At 70.3% G+C, this 16,555-nt stretch carries 15 protein-coding genes; 5 read left to right on the forward strand and 10 right to left on the reverse strand.

The window, feature by feature from the left end:
* Positions 1 to 397: 397 nt before the first annotated feature.
* Positions 398 to 2,770, forward strand: a complete 2,373-nt coding sequence (locus tag ACIHAD_RS24290) for a DEAD/DEAH box helicase (RefSeq protein ID WP_397356888.1) — start codon at positions 398 to 400, stop codon at positions 2,768 to 2,770.
* Positions 2,771 to 2,991: 221 nt separating this feature from the next.
* Here ACIHAD_RS24290 and ACIHAD_RS24295 read toward each other — a convergent pair whose 3' ends face one another.
* The 9 genes from ACIHAD_RS24295 to ACIHAD_RS24335 all read right to left on the reverse strand — a co-directional run bounded on the left by ACIHAD_RS24295 (position 2,992) and on the right by ACIHAD_RS24335 (position 11,097).
* A complete protein-coding gene (locus ACIHAD_RS24295; protein WP_397356889.1) occupies positions 2,992 to 3,486 on the reverse strand; it encodes an AAA family ATPase in 495 nt (164 codons plus the stop codon).
* Positions 3,487 to 3,735: 249 nt separating this feature from the next.
* Complete coding sequence (locus ACIHAD_RS24300; RefSeq protein ID WP_397356890.1) at positions 3,736 to 4,395, reverse strand: Rv3654c family TadE-like protein; 660 nt, start codon at positions 4,393 to 4,395, stop codon at positions 3,736 to 3,738.
* A 170-nt stretch (positions 4,396 to 4,565) separates the two neighbouring features.
* Positions 4,566 to 4,946, reverse strand: a complete 381-nt coding sequence (locus tag ACIHAD_RS24305; RefSeq protein WP_397356891.1) for a TadE family type IV pilus minor pilin — start codon at positions 4,944 to 4,946, stop codon at positions 4,566 to 4,568.
* On the reverse strand, positions 4,943 to 5,353 hold the full coding sequence (locus ACIHAD_RS24310) for a DUF4244 domain-containing protein (protein ID WP_397356893.1): 411 nt from the start codon (positions 5,351 to 5,353) through the stop codon (positions 4,943 to 4,945). The genes ACIHAD_RS24305 and ACIHAD_RS24310 overlap by 4 nt, the downstream gene beginning before the upstream one ends.
* A 325-nt stretch (positions 5,354 to 5,678) precedes the next feature.
* On the reverse strand, positions 5,679 to 6,239 hold the full coding sequence (locus ACIHAD_RS24315) for a type II secretion system F family protein (RefSeq protein ID WP_397356894.1): 561 nt from the start codon (positions 6,237 to 6,239) through the stop codon (positions 5,679 to 5,681).
* Between the two features lie 288 nt (positions 6,240 to 6,527).
* Positions 6,528 to 7,241 (reverse strand): type II secretion system F family protein, encoded by a 714-nt coding sequence (locus ACIHAD_RS24320; RefSeq protein WP_397356895.1) that lies wholly within the window; start codon positions 7,239 to 7,241, stop codon positions 6,528 to 6,530.
* Between the two features lie 13 nt (positions 7,242 to 7,254).
* Entirely contained in the window at positions 7,255 to 8,418 is a 1,164-nt protein-coding gene (locus ACIHAD_RS24325; protein ID WP_397356896.1) for a TadA family conjugal transfer-associated ATPase, read from the reverse strand.
* Entirely contained in the window at positions 8,415 to 9,455 is a 1,041-nt protein-coding gene (gene ssd, locus ACIHAD_RS24330) for a septum site-determining protein Ssd (protein WP_397356897.1), read from the reverse strand. The genes ACIHAD_RS24325 and ssd overlap by 4 nt, the downstream gene beginning before the upstream one ends.
* 862 nt (positions 9,456 to 10,317) lie before the next feature.
* Positions 10,318 to 11,097 (reverse strand): oxidoreductase, encoded by a 780-nt coding sequence (locus tag ACIHAD_RS24335; protein ID WP_397356898.1) that lies wholly within the window; start codon positions 11,095 to 11,097, stop codon positions 10,318 to 10,320.
* Between the two features lie 280 nt (positions 11,098 to 11,377).
* Between ACIHAD_RS24335 and acs the strand changes: the two genes are divergently transcribed.
* The 4 genes from acs to ACIHAD_RS24355 all read left to right on the forward strand — a co-directional run bounded on the left by acs (position 11,378) and on the right by ACIHAD_RS24355 (position 15,343).
* Complete coding sequence (gene acs / locus ACIHAD_RS24340) at positions 11,378 to 13,351, forward strand: acetate--CoA ligase (protein ID WP_397356899.1); 1,974 nt, start codon at positions 11,378 to 11,380, stop codon at positions 13,349 to 13,351.
* 185 nt (positions 13,352 to 13,536) lie between these two features.
* Complete coding sequence (locus tag ACIHAD_RS24345) at positions 13,537 to 13,977, forward strand: phage holin family protein (RefSeq protein WP_397356900.1); 441 nt, start codon at positions 13,537 to 13,539, stop codon at positions 13,975 to 13,977.
* On the forward strand, positions 13,967 to 14,884 hold the full coding sequence (locus ACIHAD_RS24350; protein WP_397356902.1) for an alpha/beta fold hydrolase: 918 nt from the start codon (positions 13,967 to 13,969) through the stop codon (positions 14,882 to 14,884). The genes ACIHAD_RS24345 and ACIHAD_RS24350 overlap by 11 nt, the downstream gene beginning before the upstream one ends.
* Before the next feature lie 15 nt (positions 14,885 to 14,899).
* Positions 14,900 to 15,343 carry a DUF309 domain-containing protein gene (locus ACIHAD_RS24355; protein ID WP_397356903.1) on the forward strand — a complete coding sequence of 148 codons (444 nt, stop codon included), beginning with the start codon at positions 14,900 to 14,902 and terminating at the stop codon, positions 15,341 to 15,343.
* Positions 15,344 to 15,352: 9 nt separating this feature from the next.
* Here the strand turns inward: ACIHAD_RS24355 and ACIHAD_RS24360 are convergent, their stop codons facing one another.
* A complete protein-coding gene (locus ACIHAD_RS24360; RefSeq protein ID WP_397356904.1) occupies positions 15,353 to 16,543 on the reverse strand; it encodes a MarP family serine protease in 1,191 nt (396 codons plus the stop codon).
* Positions 16,544 to 16,555 lie beyond the last annotated feature (12 nt).

The following is a 16,555-nucleotide window of genomic DNA, read 5'->3' on the forward strand; positions in this document are numbered from 1 at the left end:
GCCTCGCCTGCGAAAGTACTCTTGCGGGCCTGGCAATCTGGAGCGTGGCCCCAGACTGTCCGACCCTGACGCGCGGCATTCAACCACGCGTCTGGCTTGTGTCTATACGAAATCACGATTCCCGGCGACTTTGCCCATCGATGCAAGACTGGAAACAGTGACTTCCTCGGCATCCTCCCCACAACAGGCAGGTCCACTCCTCGCCCACCTGCTCGGAGTTCCCGCACGTCATGAGCGTGTCACCCATGTGGAGCATGTTCCAGCACGTCAGGCGGGTCAAGCCCGTTGGCCCGACTGGGCGCCGGAACTCCTCGTTACGCGCTTGGCGAACCGAGGAGTTACAGGACTCTGGCCCCACCAGTACGAAGCCGCCGACCTGGCTTTCCGTGGCCGAAACGTGATCATCAGTACGGGCACGGCCTCGGGCAAGTCCCTGGCGTACCTCACTCCGGCGGTCGCATCCTGCCTCGACGGCGGCACCGTCCTGTACCTGACGCCGACCAAGGCCCTGGCCGCCGACCAGCTCCGCGGCCTGCGCGAGTTGCGCATCACGCAGGTGCGCGCCGCCTGCTTCGACGGCGACACCCCCTTCGAGGAACGTACGTGGGTCCGCCAGCACGCCAACTACGTCCTGACGAATCCGGACATGCTCCACCGCGGTGTCCTGCCCCGCCACGCCCAGTGGTCCTCGTTCTTCCGCCGTCTCCGCATGGTGGTCGTGGACGAGTGCCACGGATACCGCGGCGTCTTCGGCTCGCACGTGGCCCAGATCCTGCGCCGCCTGCGCCGCGTCTGCGCCCGGTACGGCTCGCGTCCCACGTTCGTGCTCGCCTCGGCCACGGCGAGCGAGCCCGGCGTGTTCGCCATGAGGCTGACGGGGCTTGAGATGGACGAGGTGACCACGGACGCCTCTCCGAAGGGTTCAACCACCATTGCCCTCTGGGAGCCGCCCCTGACGGATCTGCGGGGCGAGGGAGGCGCTCCGGTGCGTCGGACGGCGACCGCGGAAACGGCCGACCTCCTCGCGGACCTGGTCCTGGCCAACGTACGGACGCTGGCATTCGTACGTTCGAGACGCGGCGCGGAGACGGTCGCCCTGTCCGCCCGCGCCAAGCTGGCCGACGTGGCCTTCTCCGTCACCGCCCCCTGGCCCTCTGAGGTCACCCCCCACGACTCCTCTCCCACCCGCGGTAGTGCCACCCCCAACGCCATGGCCCCGACCACCAGCACCGCGGGCGCGACCACCGACCCGGCCCACCCGGACGCCGGCGCGGCGGACCAGACAGCGGACACGACCACGCCGACCGCCAGCGCCGCGGACCCGAGTGCCAGCGCGGCGCGCCGGCCTGATGCCGGCCCCCAGGACCCGCGCCACCCCACGCCCGCAAGCCCCCTCACCTGGGCCATCCCCGACGACGTGGAGGATCTGGCCGCCCTCCCCGACAAGGTCGCCGCCTACCGCGCCGGCTATCTCGCCGAAGACCGCCGTCTCCTGGAGAAGGCCCTGCGCGCCGGCACCCTCATGGGCCTGGCCACCACGAACGCCCTCGAACTCGGCGTAGACGTCTCGGGCCTGGACGCCGTCCTGATCGCCGGCTGGCCCGGCACCCGCGCCTCCCTCTGGCAGCAGGCCGGCCGGGCGGGACGCGACGGTCAGGACGCCCTCGCCGTGCTCATCGCCAGGGACGATCCCCTGGACACCTACCTCGTCCACCACCCGCAGGCCCTGTTCGGCCGGCCGGTGGAGGCGATCGTCCTGGACCCGGACAACCCGTATGTCCTCGGCCCCCATCTGTGCGCAGCCGCCGCCGAGATCCCGCTGACCGACGACGATCTGCCCGTCTTCGGCACCACCACCCCCGACGTCCTGGAAGACCTGGTCGCCCAGAACCTCCTGAGACGCCGTCCGGCAGGCTGGTTCTGGACCCGCCGCGAACGCGCCACCGACCTCGCCGACATCAGAGGCGGCGGAGGCGCCCCGATCCAGGTCGTCGAGTCGTCGACCGGCCGCCTGCTCGGCAGCGTGGACGAGCCGTCCGCCCACACCACGGTCCACACCGGCGCGGTCTACCTCCACCAGGGCGAGACCTTCCTCGTGGAGACCCTCGACCTGGACTCCGGAGTCGCCCTGGTCGAGGCCGCCAACCCCGACTACTCGACGTTCGCCCGCGACATCACCGACATCTCCATCCTCGCCACCCAGCGCTCCCGCCCCCTCGGCCCGGGAACGCTGCACTTCGGCGAGGTGGAGGTGACCAGGCAGGTGGTCTCGTACCTGAAAAGACGCCTGCAGTCAGGCGAGATGCTCGGCGACGAACCCCTCGACCTGCCGCCCCGCACCCTGCGCACCCGCGCGGTCTGGTGGACCCTGCCCGCCACGGCGGTGGCCCCGCTCGTGGCGGCGGACATCGACCTCGGCGGCGCCGCACACGCCGCCGAGCACGCCTCGATCGGCCTGCTCCCCCTGTTCGCCACCTGCGACCGATGGGACATCGGCGGCGTCTCCACCGAACTGCACGCCGACACGGGCCTGCTCACGGTCTTCGTGTACGACGGCCACGAAGGCGGCGCGGGCTTCGCCGAACGCGGCTACGCGCGTGCCACCGACTGGCTGACGGCCACGCGTGAGGCGATCGCGTCCTGCGAGTGCGAGCGCGGCTGCCCGTCCTGCATCCAGTCCCCGAAGTGCGGCAACGGCAACGAGCCCCTGCACAAACGCGGCGCACTCCAGCTCCTCGACATCCTCCTCACCCCCGCCCCTCCGGTCTGACTCCCACCCTCCTCCGCCCGACGCCACATACGCCCGCTCGTCGTCGTCACCGGCCCGGGCAACGGGCACCCCCAGAGTCCGCTGATCTCCACGGACCATGGCGACGGGGGCAGGTAGCCGTCCCAGCGCTCCTCGACGGGGGTGGTACGACACACGCAAGCCCCGACGCACGAGCCGCCACGCCCTCCGGCTCACGCGCCACGGTTCGTGCAGCAAGACCCTTACATTCGTCGCGCGCCTGGCGACTTGTCGAAGAGAGCAAGCTCGTCATCGTCGGGGGCCTGGAAGAGCTTCCTGTACTCCTCCAGCAACTCACGGCTGATCGGGACCGTCCCCCACTCCCCCTTCGCGGCGCGGGCTTCGAGGCGGCGGCAGAGCTCGTCGATCGGCACAGCGAGGTAGTGGAGTTCGACAGGAACGCCGAGTGCACGGGCTCGGACACGTTTCTCATCCCGCTCGGAGACAGCCCAGAAGCCGAACTCCAAGATCACAGTCTGTCCCAGCCTCAGTAGTTCCTGAGCATGCTCCCAGAAGCGCTTCTCAAGCCGGTCTCGCGTTTTTTCGTCGAACAGGTCGATACCGAGATCAGCCATCCATTCGTCCGGGCACAGCCGCACCGCCGGGATCTCTTTCGCCAGGCGCTTGGCCAGTGTCGTCTTGCCTGCTCCAGGCAGGCCACACAGCAAGATCAGCCTCGGTTCCGGGTTCGCGTCCATTCAGAGGCCCTCACGACATCGCAGCAGGGTCACCCCGGCATGCTCGTCGAAGAACCCCAGCTGATGACAGTGGTTTTCTCAGTCCGAGCAACCGGTAGCCGGACTCGCGTGACATCTCCTGATGCCCACATGTGTCGCGGACATGTAGTCCCTGGCCGAGGACGGTGGCCTCGCGACCCGATCGTTCCAGCCGGTTCGATTCCGCAGGTCAACGCGGAGCCCATGCTTCAGCTCGTCACCTGGCGGGGTCTATCCACCCTCGCCAGGTGACATCTCGACCGGCCCTGCACGGGATCTCCCTGTGAGGGTGTGCGTTCCCGCGATCGGCAAGGTGATCGATAAAGAAGTCCGGACGTCCGCGACTTCTCCCGTGATCTCACAAGCAACCAGTCGGACGCCGTTCCTCCTGGCCAGCGCCAATGCCCTGCCGCAAGCGCCCTCGGGATCGACGATCGCCGACCTGGCGGCGGCCAAGGCGCTCAGATCGGCGGCGCTGTCAACACGATGGCGAGCCACACGAACCGCCCCCACGGAAGCCAGCCCGCCGGCGATCGCCATCAGGAGTCCCATGAGGGCCACACCCCATAAGGTCGCCGACCCTCGTTCCTTGCCTTTGATCATCCTTGCCCCTGGAGTGATTGAACGGCGAAAGGCCGTTATAGCTGGTGATTCATTCGCGTTCGCAAAGGTGCCGATCCTGTATTGCCATGAATTTTCGGCACGCGTTTGTGGGTTCCCTTGCCGACGCGCCCTCTTTCCGCAACAGAAGGCGTCGGTGCGGCGAAGCACCTTTTGCGTCTCGGGGTGTGTCTTCTCGCAGGCTGGTCCCTTCCGTTCGAGCAGCCGAAAGCCTCGCGCCGCTTTGGGCGGCTTCTGGCGCCTACCTCCGGCTCTGCGTTGCGCAGCCATGGCTCTCTGCCTCCGTGCGGCCGATCTCCGTGCGGTGTGGCGGAGTCGTTGTCTTCTCTTGTGGGTAGGAGACTGCGCAGGGGTTGGAGATTTCGCCCCCCGGCTGCCAGGAGGACACGAGGGCTCATGTCCTCCTGGCAGATCTCATTTCGGCAGGTAACTGCGTGATGTCATGGTTCTGTGGCGGCTGTCGCCGAGGCCGACACGCGGACGGCCGGCAGGGAAGAGCCCCAAGCTGGTCGTACATCTACTGCGATCTCTACGGTGGTGATTTCTGCGTCGCGGACGATCTCTACGTGTGCGTCTGGGTGAGTGGCTGTGCGGGCGAGGTCACGTACTTGGTCCAGCGGCTCACCTCGGGCTGCGGCGCGCGCTGCCGCTCGGGCCGCATCCACACATTCCAGTTGGACGTTCACCGCTTGTATGGCCCAGAGCGCGGCCGCCAGGACGATCATGAGGGCGGGCAGCATGGCGGCGGTCTCGGCCGTCACCGAGCCGCGTGATGTCGACCGTTGCCTGGTGGTGGCGTTCCGCGTCTGGCGGAGGGTCATCCGGTTGTCTTGAGCGCTCGGTCGATGAGGGACTTCAGCATGTCCTGGACTTCCGGGCTGCTGACCACCTTGAACAGGAGTGCGGCGAAGGCGCAGGCCGCGATGGTGCCTACTGCGTACTCGGCTGTGGACATGCCGCGCTCTCGGTTCGCGACAGCGCAGGTGATCCACTTGCTGGGATGCCAGCGAGGGTTGTGTGAGCTTGCTGAAGAGGTGGTGGAAGAAGGGAGCGGGTCTGCTGTCTCGACGTTGGTGTCCGGGGCCGGACAGGTCGTGGTGGCGGGTGGGGGCGCGGGGACTGCTTGCTCGGGTGACGGCTTGGGATAGGTGGCGGTGCGAGGTGAAGCGGCACGCGGAGTGGCTGCAGGGGGGCTGAGGGTGCCTGGCGTGGTGGCTGGACTTTGCATCGTGCCTCCAGGGGGTTCGGAGCCGGGTTTTGTCCGGCGGGAGTCCAAGGTTCGCCGAGAACGCACAGCCGCCGTCAGGCCGAATGGCGTTCTGGGGATTGTCGGCCGGACGGCCCTCAGGCTGTGGACAAAGGCATTCGTCTCCGCGTCCCTTGGGAAGACATGGGCGTTGCGTCATGAGTTGGTGCGCATCTGGATGCGGAGGTATCGATGGGCCTTCTACAGGAGTCGTGAGGGAGGAAGCCCCCCTCTGCAACATCAGTCCCGGGCGGGGTGGGGTGGTTCGCGGTGTTCTCGCGGTGGCTGTCGTTCCGTCCAAGGGTGGTCACGGCAGGATGATGGTGGACGCGAGGCCGGCGATCACCGGGATGATGCCCAGCAGGACGAAGGCCGGAAGGAAGCACAGGCCCAGGGGGGCCACTGCTTTGACGCCCACGGTTCGGGCGGCGGCCAGTGAGGCGGCTCTGGCTGTGTCTCGTGCGTCGTCCGCCAGGCGGGTCAGGACGTCCGCCAGCGGGGCGCCGGTCTGTGCGGCTCGGCTCATGGCTCTCGACAGTTGGCTCAGGGCCGGGTCTTTCGCCAGGGTTGCCCAGGTCGGTTCGGGGTCGGCACCCAGACGGAGCTGGCTGCTCACCCACGCCAAACGCTGACCGAGAGGCCCGCCGATCGTGGTTGCGGCCAGGTCTGTGGCGGCGGTCACGGGTTGTCCGGCGAGGAGGCAGGCGGTCATCAGGTCGGCGGCGAAGGGGAGGTCGGCGGTGATCTGTCCGCGTTCCCGGCGGGAGTGAGGGGGTTCCTTTCTGTGCAGGATCAGGGCGGTTGCGGGGGTCAGCAGGAGGGCTACCGCTATCCCCGGGAGGCCGCCGATGAGGAGTGTGGTGATCACGCCGGTGAGGGCGGCGGTGGTGATGGTCCTACGGGTCGGGGCGCGGTGGTGGGCGTCCTTGTTGAGCCAGTCGGGCTGGGTGGGGTTGTCCGTTGGAGAGGTGGTGGGGCTGGGCGGAGGGGGTGAGGGACTGGGCGGGGGCAGGAGGCGGGTGAGGCGGTCCGCGGGGGTGCGTGGGGCTGACCACAACCAGGTGGCGAGAGCCATGCAGAAAGCGGACAGAAGGGGGAGCATCGGGCGGAAATCCCTGCGGTTCGGGTGTGGTGAGGAGGCAGCTCGGGGGGCGGGTCAGGGTTGGGCTTTGATGGCCATGCGGTGGGTCCACCACAGACCGCAGGCGTCCAGGGCTGCGCCGGACAGGAGGCAGAGCAGGCCGGGGAGGGTGCCGAAGAGGAAGTTCAGGGGGTGCATGTCGAGGGCTCCTGCCATGAGGAGGCCGAGGATCGGCAGGGCGGCGAGCATCCGGGCCGTGGTGCGGGGGCCGGCCAGTTGGGCGGCGACGTCCTGGCGGTGGGTCTGGGCGGCGCGGAGCGTGCTGCCGACTCGTTCGACCAGCGCGGACATGCCGGCGCCCACGGTGATGCTGACGTCCCAGCAGGCCGCGAGGCGGCGCAGGCCCTCGCCGCCCTGAGCCGGAGCCGCTGCTGTGAGGGCTGCGGAGACGTCGCCGCCGTCTCTTGCGGCGGCCAGGGCGGGACGCAGGGCTTCGGGGTCGGGGAAGTCGACTCCTGCGATGGCTCGGGTCAGGGCTTCGCCTGGGGTGCGGCCTGCGGCGAGCTCGGCTGAGAGCGACTGGCACAGCTCTATGGAGGCGCGGCGCCAGGCGTCGGCGCGGCGGGCGGGGCCGGGGCGGGTGAGGGTGGTCCGGAGCAGGTGTGGCCATGGGGGCCGGTGGCGGGGGGCGGTCAGGAGCGTGTGCAGGCGGAGGGCGGGCGTGGTCGGGCCGGTCCACAACCAGATGGCGCAGGCGGTGGACAAGGCTGAGATGAGTGCGGCGGTCATCGTTCGGGGGCCTTCATGACGTCCTTCGCAGGAGGGATTCGTAGCCGGGGCCGGTGTGGGAGGTGCCGTCGGGGGCGAAGGTGAGGGCGGGGAGCGATTCGACGAGGCCGGTCGGGGTTCTGGAGAGCAGGCAGATCTCGGCGACGCGCCGTCGTCCGTCGGTACGGGTGCGGGTCAGGTGGACGACCACGTCGAGGGCCGCCGCCAGCTGGCTGTGCACGGCCTCCCTGGTCAGGCCCGCCGCGCAGCCGAGGGCTTCCAGGCGAGGTGGTACGTCGGCCGCGGCGTTGGCGTGCAACGTTCCGCAGCCGCCCTCGTGGCCGGTGTTGAGGGCGGCGAGCAGGTCGACGACCTCCGCTCCCCTGACCTCGCCCACCACGAGACGGTCGGGACGCATGCGCAGCGCCTGACGCACCAGGTCACGCAGGCCCACTCCGCCCGCTCCTTCGAGGTTGGCCGGGCGGGTCTCCAGACGGACGACGTGGGGGTGCAGAGGGCGTAGCTCGGCTGAGTCCTCCACCAGGAGGAGGCGTTCGGCCGGGTCGGCCTGGGAGAGGAGGGCCGACAGGAGGGTGGTCTTGCCCGTGCCGGTGCCCCCTGTGACGAGGAAGGCGAGCCGGGCGTCGACCATCGCCGTCAGCACCGTGACGGCCGCCGGGGCGATCGTGCCGGCCGACACCAGGTCGGACAGGGTGAAGGTGCGGCGCGGTGGCAGGCGGAGCGACACGCAGGTGCCGCCCGAGGCGATGGGCGGCAGTACGGCGTGCAAGCGGACGCCACCGGCCAGCCTCGCGTCGACGTACGGCGAGGCGTCGTCGAGCCGGCGACCGGCGGCGGCCGCGAGGCGCTGGGCCAGCCTGCGGACCGCTCCGTCGTCGGAGAACGTGACGGAGGTGCGGCGCAGGCCGCCGCCGTCGTCGATCCACACCTCACGCGGGCCGTTGACCAGGACGTCGGTGACGTCGGGACGGGCCAGGAGCGGTTCCAGCGGGCCGGCGCCGATCAGGTCGGCGCAGAGGGCGCGGGCCACCGCCAGGATCTCGGCGTCACCGTAGACCGAGCGTTCGGCTCTGAGGGCGACGGCCACCTGGGCGGCCGTCGGCTCCACGCCGGCGCGGGCCAGGCGGACGCGTACGGCCTCCACCAGCTCCGGGGAGACCTCCTCGGCGGTGCTCATACCGGGAGGAGGTCTTGGAGCAGGGACGCGCAGAGGGTGCCGAGAACCGTGCGCGGGCCGAGCCTGGGGAGCTCGCCGCGGTTGAGGGTGGCGGTGAGCCTCGGATGGTCGGGCAGGTGGGCGGCGATGGGGATGCCGAGGGACGCCGCGGCCGTCTCCTCGTCGAGGACTCCGGGGCGGAGGACGGCGCGCAGGTCGGCGGTGTGCTTGCGGAGCTCGCCCAGGACCTGGACGGTGGACAGGATGCCGCGCAGGTCGGCCGTGGTGACCGTCAGGGTCGTGGTCGCCCTGGTGAGGGCTTCGACGGCGGCCGGGTCGAGGTGGCGCGGGAGGTCGACGACGATCAGGTCGAAGCCGCGCCGGCCCGCTTCCAGGACCGAACGCATGGCCTGGGACGGGATCGCGGCCACCTCGCCGCGGTGGAAGGACAGGACCGCGAGGTCGCCGAACGACGGGAGCGCCGCCTGGAGAGCGCTGGAGCTGATCCTTCCCTCCCTCGCCACGAGGTCGCCCCAGCGCGCACCCGCCGCCTCCTCGTGGCCGAGCAGCGCGTCTATGCCGCCGCCCAGGGGGTCGGCGTCGATCAGGAGCGTACGGAGGCGGTCGCCCGAGGCGCGCAGGGCCAGGCAGGCGGACACCACGCTCGCGCCCGCTCCGCCGTGACCGCCGATCACGCAGGTCACCGCGCCGGAGCGGGGTTCGGGCTCCACGGCGTCGGCGAAGCGTTCCACGAGGTGGCGTTCGTCGCCGGGGAGGCGGACGACGGCCTGGGCGCCTACCGCCACGCATTTTCGCCAGGTGTCGGGGTCGTCGGGGGTGCGGGTCACCAGGAGGACCTGGTCGCGGGTGGGTGGTGAGGTGGCGGAGAGGGCGTCGGCCTGGTCGGGGCCTATGGCGACCATGGGGGCGAGGTTCCAGTACGGGCGGGCGTTGGCGGGGGTCTGGGCCACGTCGAGCTGGGCGCCGGCGGCGGCTGCGATTCGGACCAGGTCGTCCAGGAGGTCGTGGTCCTCGGTGATGACCAGGGGGCGGTGCACGGGGTTCTCCTCTTGCGGGGGCGTGGGAGGTCAACCCTGCTGGGGAGGAGGTGGGGCGGGAGAGGGTGAACGGGGTTCTGGGGATGGTGGCTGCGGGGGACGGCTCGCCTGTGGACAACCGGCGGGGCGGAGAGGCCGGAACCGCGGCCAGTGACGGGAGCCCTGCGTAGCGCGGAGTCTGTGGACCTGGGCGGCATCCCAGGGTCAGCGCGGCGTTCGGCGGCCGGTGTGGGCGGGGCTGGAGAGGGTGGGCCGGAGGAGCCGGCCGGGGGTGGAAAAGGGGCGACCCCCGCCGGGGGGGAGAGCGGGGGTCGCCTGATCGGTCCGGCTCCGGGGGGGTAGAGCCGGTCCCGTTTCAGAAGAAAGCTTTCATCACTTCACCAGAGCATGGCAAGAGTCTTGCAAACCAATCCCTCGCACAGTCGCTCCAGTTTCGGGCGATACCCCCGTATGCTGCCCGATCCACTCGAGTTTCGTCGAGCAGTAATCTGGCATTTCCGCCAAGTTTTTTCGCCACCCCATAACAATCACATAAAGGCGATCACTGTCCGTAATCGTCACAGGTAGGTAACGGGTCGGGGCCCGAAGGCACCGCAACGGAACTCTCCCGGCCGCTCCACGTCTGGGTAAAGGTCTTGCTCCAAGGGGTTCCCAGCAGGGGGAATCCGTCGTAGAAAGGGGTTACGGACCACTTGTCCGGGTGCATCAGCCGGGTACCCACGCGCGACCAGCCGCGGGAGGCGCGTCGTGGCGGGCTTGACCCGCTCCGACGAATTGAGGTGCACGCTTGGTAACCCGGTGTGATGCACCGGCTGACGGCGTCTCGACCGAGACGCCGTCAGCTATGTGACCAGCCCGTCCGTCAGCCCCGCTGCATCGCTTCGCAGATCGCGGTCGTCTCCCGCACCCCCAGGCTTACCGCCGAGGCACAGTGCTGTACCCACTGGCCGACGCCCTCCGGAGTCCCCGTCAGGTACGCCCGCAGCGCCTCCGCGTACGGCAGCTCCAGATGCCCGATCTCGACGACGACCAGCGACTTCGGGTCGAGCCCGTACTCGACCAGCGTCAGCCGCTCCGCGGAACGGGCCACGACGCCGTCGCACGTCCCGAACGGACGCAGCACCGCCAGCTCGGCGTGCACCACGGCGGCCAGCACGATCGCGGGCGCCTTGCCCGCCCCTTCCAGCAGCCTGAGCAGAGCCTCCATGCGCGTCGCGGCCTCCGCGGCCCCCGGCGCGGGACCGAGCCCGAGCGGGTCGGGGGCGGCGTCGTCCGTACGGGGGCGGCCCAGCGCGGGCTGGTCGGCGAGCCCCGCGGCGGCGACGGTGTGCAGGCGGGCCAGCACCTGCCTCGGCGCCTTCCGCCAGGTGGGACCGAGCCGGCCCATCTCCGCGGACGCCCGCAGCGCCCCCTGCACGAGCGGGTCGTGCACCTCGTCGCGGCGCAGCGCGTCCAGCGGCACGTCGACGCCCTCGATCGCGGCCGAGGCCCGCGCGCCGCGCAGGGACGACTCGGTGGACACCGCCGGGCTCGCCCGGCGCAGGACGCGATGCCGATAGAGCCTGTCGACGGCCTGCCGCGCCTCGTCCACTGCCTCGGACACGCCTGGGAACCGCGCGATGACGGCCAATGGGTCACTCACGGAAACCGACCTTACCGGCGGGTACGCCATGCCCCGCCATGGACCGGACCGCCGCCGTATAAGGCGCTACGGCACCCCCCGCTTTTTCCCGCCACACCGAACCGCATATTCTCCTGATTTCAGGATGACAACAGTTCAATTGCGTTTGTCATGCGAGCTGATAATCGTGCGGCCACCCACGCGAATCGGTACAGACCTGTCTAGACCTCTTGTGTGGGGAGGCCGTGAGCTGGTGAAGTGGGACACGACCTGTCCAACCTGGCCATAGAAGGAGCACGAAGTGGCCCCGGAGACCCCTGGCAACGAGACCCAGGCGCTGTCCAACCTGCTACAGGAGAACCGCCGGTTCGCACCACCGGCTGAGCTGGCCGCGGCCGCGAACGTGACCGCCGCCGCATACGCCGAGGCAGACGCCGACCGTCTCGCCTTCTGGGAGCGCGCGGCCGAGCGGCTGACCTGGGCCAGGCGGTGGGACACGACGCTGGAGTGGAACGCGCCGTTCGCCAAGTGGTTCGTCGGCGGCGAGCTCAACGTCGCCTACAACTGCGTCGACCGGCACGTCGAGGAGGGACGCGGCGACAAGGTCGCCTACCACTGGGAGGGCGAGCCCGAGGGCGACAGCCGCACGCTGACCTACAACGACCTCAAGACCGAGGTCGGCAAGGCCGCCAACGCCCTGCATGAGCTCGGCGTGCGCAAGGGCGACCGGGTGGCCATCTACATGCCGATGATCCCCGAGCTGCCGATCGCGATGCTGGCCTGCGCCCGCATCGGCGCGATCCACTCGGTGGTGTTCGGCGGCTTCTCCGCCGGCGCGCTCAAGAGCCGCATCGACGACGCCGACGCCAAGCTCGTGATCACGGCCGACGGCGGCTACCGCCGCGGCAAGCCGAGCGCGCTCAAGCCCACCGTGGACGAGGCCGTCGCCGAGTGCCCGCAGGTGGAGAACGTCCTCGTCGTCCGGCGTACCGGCCAGGACGTCGCCGTGGGCGACAAGGACGTGTGGTGGCACGACCTGGTCGAGCGCCAGAGCGACCAGCACACCGCCGAGCCCCACGGCGCCGAGGACCCGCTGTACATCCTCTACACCAGCGGCACCACCGGCAGGCCCAAGGGCATCCTGCACACGACCGGCGGCTACCTCACCCAGACCGCCTACACGCACAACGCGGTCTTCGACCTCAAGCCCGAGACCGACATCTACTGGTGCACGGCCGACATCGGCTGGGTCACCGGCCACTCCTACATCGTCTACGGCCCCCTCGCCAACGGCGCGACCAGCGTCATCTACGAGGGCACCCCGGACACCCCGCACCGCGGCCGGTTCTGGGAGATCGTGCAGAAGTACAAGGTCACGATCCTCTACACCGCCCCCACGGCGATCCGGACGTTCATGAAGTGGGGCGACGACATCCCCGCTAAGTACGACATGTCCAGCCTGCGCGTCCTGGGCTCGGTCGGCGAGCCGATCAACCCCGAGGCCTACGTCTGGTACCGGGAGCACATCGGCCACGACCGCTGCCCGGTCGTGGACACCTGGTGGCAGACGGAGACCGGCGCGATCATGATCAGCCCGCTGCCGGGCGTCACCTCGGCCAAGCCGGGCGCGGCGATGCGCCCGCTGCCGGGCATCACCGCCGACGTGGTCGACGACCAGGGCAACAGCGTCCCCAACGGCGGCGGCGGCTTCCTCGTCGTGCGCGACCCGTGGCCGGCGATGCTCCGCACGATCTGGGGCGACGACCAGCGCTACATCGACACGTACTGGTCGCGGTTCGAGGGCATGTACTTCCCCGGCGACGGCGCCAAGAAGGACGAGGACGGCGACCTGTGGCTGCTCGGCCGCGTCGACGACGTCATGCTCGTCTCCGGCCACAACATCTCCACCACCGAGGTGGAGAGCGCGCTGGTCAGCCACCCCAAGGTCGCCGAGGCGGCCGTGGTCGGCGCGACCGACCCGGTGACCGGCCAGGCCATCGTGTCGTTCGTGATCCTGCGCGGCAACGCGGAGGAGAACGACGACATCGCCGCCGAGCTGCGTGACCACGTGGCCAAGACGCTCGGCCCGATCGCCAAGCCGCGGCAGATCCTGGTCGTGCCCGAGCTGCCGAAGACCCGCTCCGGCAAGATCATGCGCCGCCTCCTGCGCGACGTGGCCGAGAACCGCAGCATCGGCGACGTCACCACGCTGGCCGACAGCACGGTGATGAACCTCATCTCCGAGAAGCTGCCCGCGGCCAAGTCCGAGGACTGACCAGCCGCTTGACCGCTGAGGCGCGTGCCCGAACCGGGCATGCGCCTCAGCCGTTTCCACCGGACGGCGTTATCGTGGGCGATCGGGTAGTTCTGGGAGTAGCAGCGTCCTCGGCGTGTTCGGTGGCGCCCAGCAGTCAGTACGGGATGTTTGACACGGCCACCAGGCCTCGATAGGAGACGTTCATGCCGCAGACTCCCGAGGAAGAATCCCTGGGCTCGCTGGTCGCCCAGGCCAGCAGCCACATCTCCGACCTCGTCCGCTCGGAGATCGAGCTGGCCAAGGCCGAGTTCAAGTTCGACGCCAAGCGGGTGGGCACGGCCGCGGGGCTGTTCGCCGCCGCCGCGTTCATGGCCCACCTGTGCCTGATCCTGGCCTCGTTCACCATCGCGTACGTGCTGGCACAGTGGCTGCCCAACTGGCTGGCCTTCCTCATCGTGACCGTCTTCTACCTGGTGGCCGCGGGCCTGCTGGTGCTGGTCGGCGTACGCAGGCTGAAGGGGCTGGCCGGGATGAAGCGCACCGCCAGGTCGATCAAGGGCCTCAAGGAGATCGCCACGCCGGAGGAGCAGGCGCTTCCCGTGCCGAGCCCCGAGAGTCAGCCGGTGAGCCGTGATGGCACCTGACGAGGCGGTCGTCCAGATCCCCGGCCCGTGGACACACCGGGCCGTGCACGCCGGCGGCACCCGCTTCCACGTCGTGGAGGCCGGAGAGGGTCCGCTGGTCCTGCTGCTGCACGGGTTCCCGCAGTTCTGGTGGACCTGGCGCAACCAGCTCACCTCCCTCGCGCAGGCCGGCTTCCGGGCGGTCGCCGCGGACCTGCGCGGCTACGGCGGCAGCGACAAACCGCCGCGCGGCTACGACCTGCCCACCCTGGCCGCCGACGCGACCGGGTTGATCCGCGCGCTCGGCGAGACCGGCGCGGTCGTCGTCGGGCACGACTGGGGCGGCCTGCTGGCCTGGACGATGGCCGTGCTCGACCCCAAGTGCGTGCGCCGCCTGGTCGTGGTCTCGGCGCCGCATCCCCTGCGGCTGCGCCACGCGCTGGTGACCGACCCCGGCCAGCTCAGGGCAGGCCGGCACGCGCTCGGCTACCAGCTCCCGCTGCTGCCCGAACGCAGGCTCATCAGGCACGACGCCGCCCTGGTCGGCAGGATCCTGGCGGACTGGTCGGCTCCCGGCTGGCCGGACGCCGAGACCGCGCGCACCTACCGGGAGGCCTTCCGGATCCCCGCCGCGGCCCATTCGGCGCTGGAGTACCACCGCTGGTTCGGCCGTTCCCAGCTCCGGCCCGACGGACGTCGCTACGCCAGGGTCATGCGTACCGAGATCGAGGCGCCGACGCTGCACCTGCACGGCGCGCTCGACCCGTGCCTGCTCCCCCGCACCGCCCAGGGCTCCAGCCGGTACGTCGCCGCCCCCTACCGCTGGCGGCTGTTCGAAGGCGCGGGCCATTTCCCCCACGAAGAGATCCCCGACGTGTTCGACACCGAGCTGCTCGGCTGGCTGGCCGACCCCGAGCCCGACCGATGAGAGAGCCCACGAGCGATGAGAGACCGCGACCCCCAGGGCAAGCCGCGCAACGCCAGGCCACGCGACGCGTACGGCAGGCCGCTCCCCTACGGCTCGCCCGGCGTCGACCGGGTCCCCGACGACTACGCCCCCACCGCCGAGCAGGCGCTCGCCGACGCGCGGCGCTTCCTGGAGGAAGGGTTGCCGTTCAACGCGCACGAGGTCTTCGAGGGCCGCTGGAAATGCGCGCCCGAGGAGGAGCGCGAGCTGTGGCAGGGGCTGGCGCAGATCTGCGTCGGGCTGACACACCTCCAGCGCGGCAACGGCCGCGGCGCGATCACCCTGTTCAGCCGCGGCGCGGCCAGGGCGCAGGCGTACGGCGGCGACTACGACGCCGTCGGCAGGGCGGCCACCGGCCTGACCCAGGACAGCGACCCCGCCGAGGCGATCGCCCTGATCCTGGCCGAGCTGCCCGTGTAGCTGCCCGCGCTAGTCGCACTCCTGGGTGCTGGCCGCGGTGGTGTCGTTCCTGCCCTGGCCGGCGTCGGGCGCGACCTCCTCGGCGGTCAGCACGTAGCCGGTGTCCTTCTCGCTGACCGCGGCGGCGAAGATCACGCCGTAGACGCGGCCGTCGACGGTGAGCAGCGGGCCGCCGGAGTTGCCCGGCAGCACCTTGCCGCGGATCGCGTAGACCTTCCGCCGGACGTTGCTGCCGTGGTAGATGTCGGGCCCCTCGGCGTCGAGACGGCCGCCGATGCGGGCCGGTTCGGCGGTGAAGCCCTTGCCCCTGGGGAAGCCGGCGATGATCGCGTTGGCGCCGCGCTTGCCGTCGGCCTCGAAGCTGAGCTGCGGCAGGTCGAGGCCGGGCACGTAGAGGATCGCGATGTCGCGCTGGGGGTTGTAGCGCACGACCTTGGCCGGGTGGCGCACGTTCTTGTAGTCGATGACCTCAAGGTCGCGGGTGACGCCGGCGACGACGTGGGCGTTCGTCATGATCCGGTCGTCGGCGTAGACGAAGCCGGTGCCCTCGATGTGCTTGTTGCAGCTCTCGGCGTTGCCCTGGACCTTGACGATGGCCCGCTGGGCCCGCCCCAGCTTGGCGCCCTGGAGGACGCTCTGGGCCGGCGGCGGCACGTCGATCAGCGTGTCGGCGCCGATCGCGTCGAAGACGGGCGGGAACTCCGACCTGTCGACGAACTTCTTGAACGGCTGCTGCCAGTTGCGCGCGGCCTGCGGGATCGCGTCGTCGACCGTAGTCAGCAGCGCGGAGTTCTTGACCTGGTCGACCAGCGGGGTGAACGTCGTCGAGACGATCAGCGACCCGATCAGCCAGGCGATCACCAGCACGGACAGCGCGCTGGCGAACGTGCCGCCCACGGCGTCGGCCATCTTGGCCGGCTCCCACGTCACGTGGCTGCGCACGACCGCGCCGACGGTGGAGGAGGCGAACTGGCCGATCGTGGCGGCCAGGAACACGATCACGATCGCGAGCAGAGCCTGCGGGGTGTCGCCGTCGACGACGGCCTTGGCGATCGGCGGCGCGATGAAGATGCCGAGCACGGCCCCGCCCACGAACCCCACGAAGCTCATCGCACCGATGATGAAGCCCTGTCGGTAGCCGGATACGCCGAAGGCGATCACGAGGCCGATCAATATGAGGTCAAGCAGATCACCGCGCACGCTTCAAAGGTA

This window comes from Nonomuraea sp. NPDC052265, assembly GCF_044547985.1.
Lineage (GTDB): Bacteria > Actinomycetota > Actinomycetes > Streptosporangiales > Streptosporangiaceae > Nonomuraea.

Bases quoted from the DNA above. Each gene is read 5' to 3' on its own strand.
- ACIHAD_RS24295 (WP_397356889.1), bottom strand. From the start codon at position 3,486: ATGGACGCGAACCCGGAACCGAGGCTGATCTTGCTGTGTGGCCTGCCT.
- ACIHAD_RS24300 (WP_397356890.1), bottom strand. From the start codon at position 4,395: ATGGCTGCGCAACGCAGAGCCGGAGGTAGGCGCCAGAAGCCGCCCAAA.
- ACIHAD_RS24305 (WP_397356891.1), bottom strand. From the start codon at position 4,946: ATGACCCTCCGCCAGACGCGGAACGCCACCACCAGGCAACGGTCGACA.
- ACIHAD_RS24310 (WP_397356893.1), bottom strand. From the start codon at position 5,353: ATGCAAAGTCCAGCCACCACGCCAGGCACCCTCAGCCCCCCTGCAGCC.
- ACIHAD_RS24320 (WP_397356895.1), bottom strand. From the start codon at position 7,241: ATGACCGCCGCACTCATCTCAGCCTTGTCCACCGCCTGCGCCATCTGG.
- ACIHAD_RS24325 (WP_397356896.1), bottom strand. From the start codon at position 8,418: ATGAGCACCGCCGAGGAGGTCTCCCCGGAGCTGGTGGAGGCCGTACGC.
- ACIHAD_RS24345 (WP_397356900.1), top strand. From the start codon at position 13,537: ATGCCGCAGACTCCCGAGGAAGAATCCCTGGGCTCGCTGGTCGCCCAG.
- ACIHAD_RS24350 (WP_397356902.1), top strand. From the start codon at position 13,967: ATGGCACCTGACGAGGCGGTCGTCCAGATCCCCGGCCCGTGGACACAC.
- ACIHAD_RS24355 (WP_397356903.1), top strand. From the start codon at position 14,900: ATGAGAGACCGCGACCCCCAGGGCAAGCCGCGCAACGCCAGGCCACGC.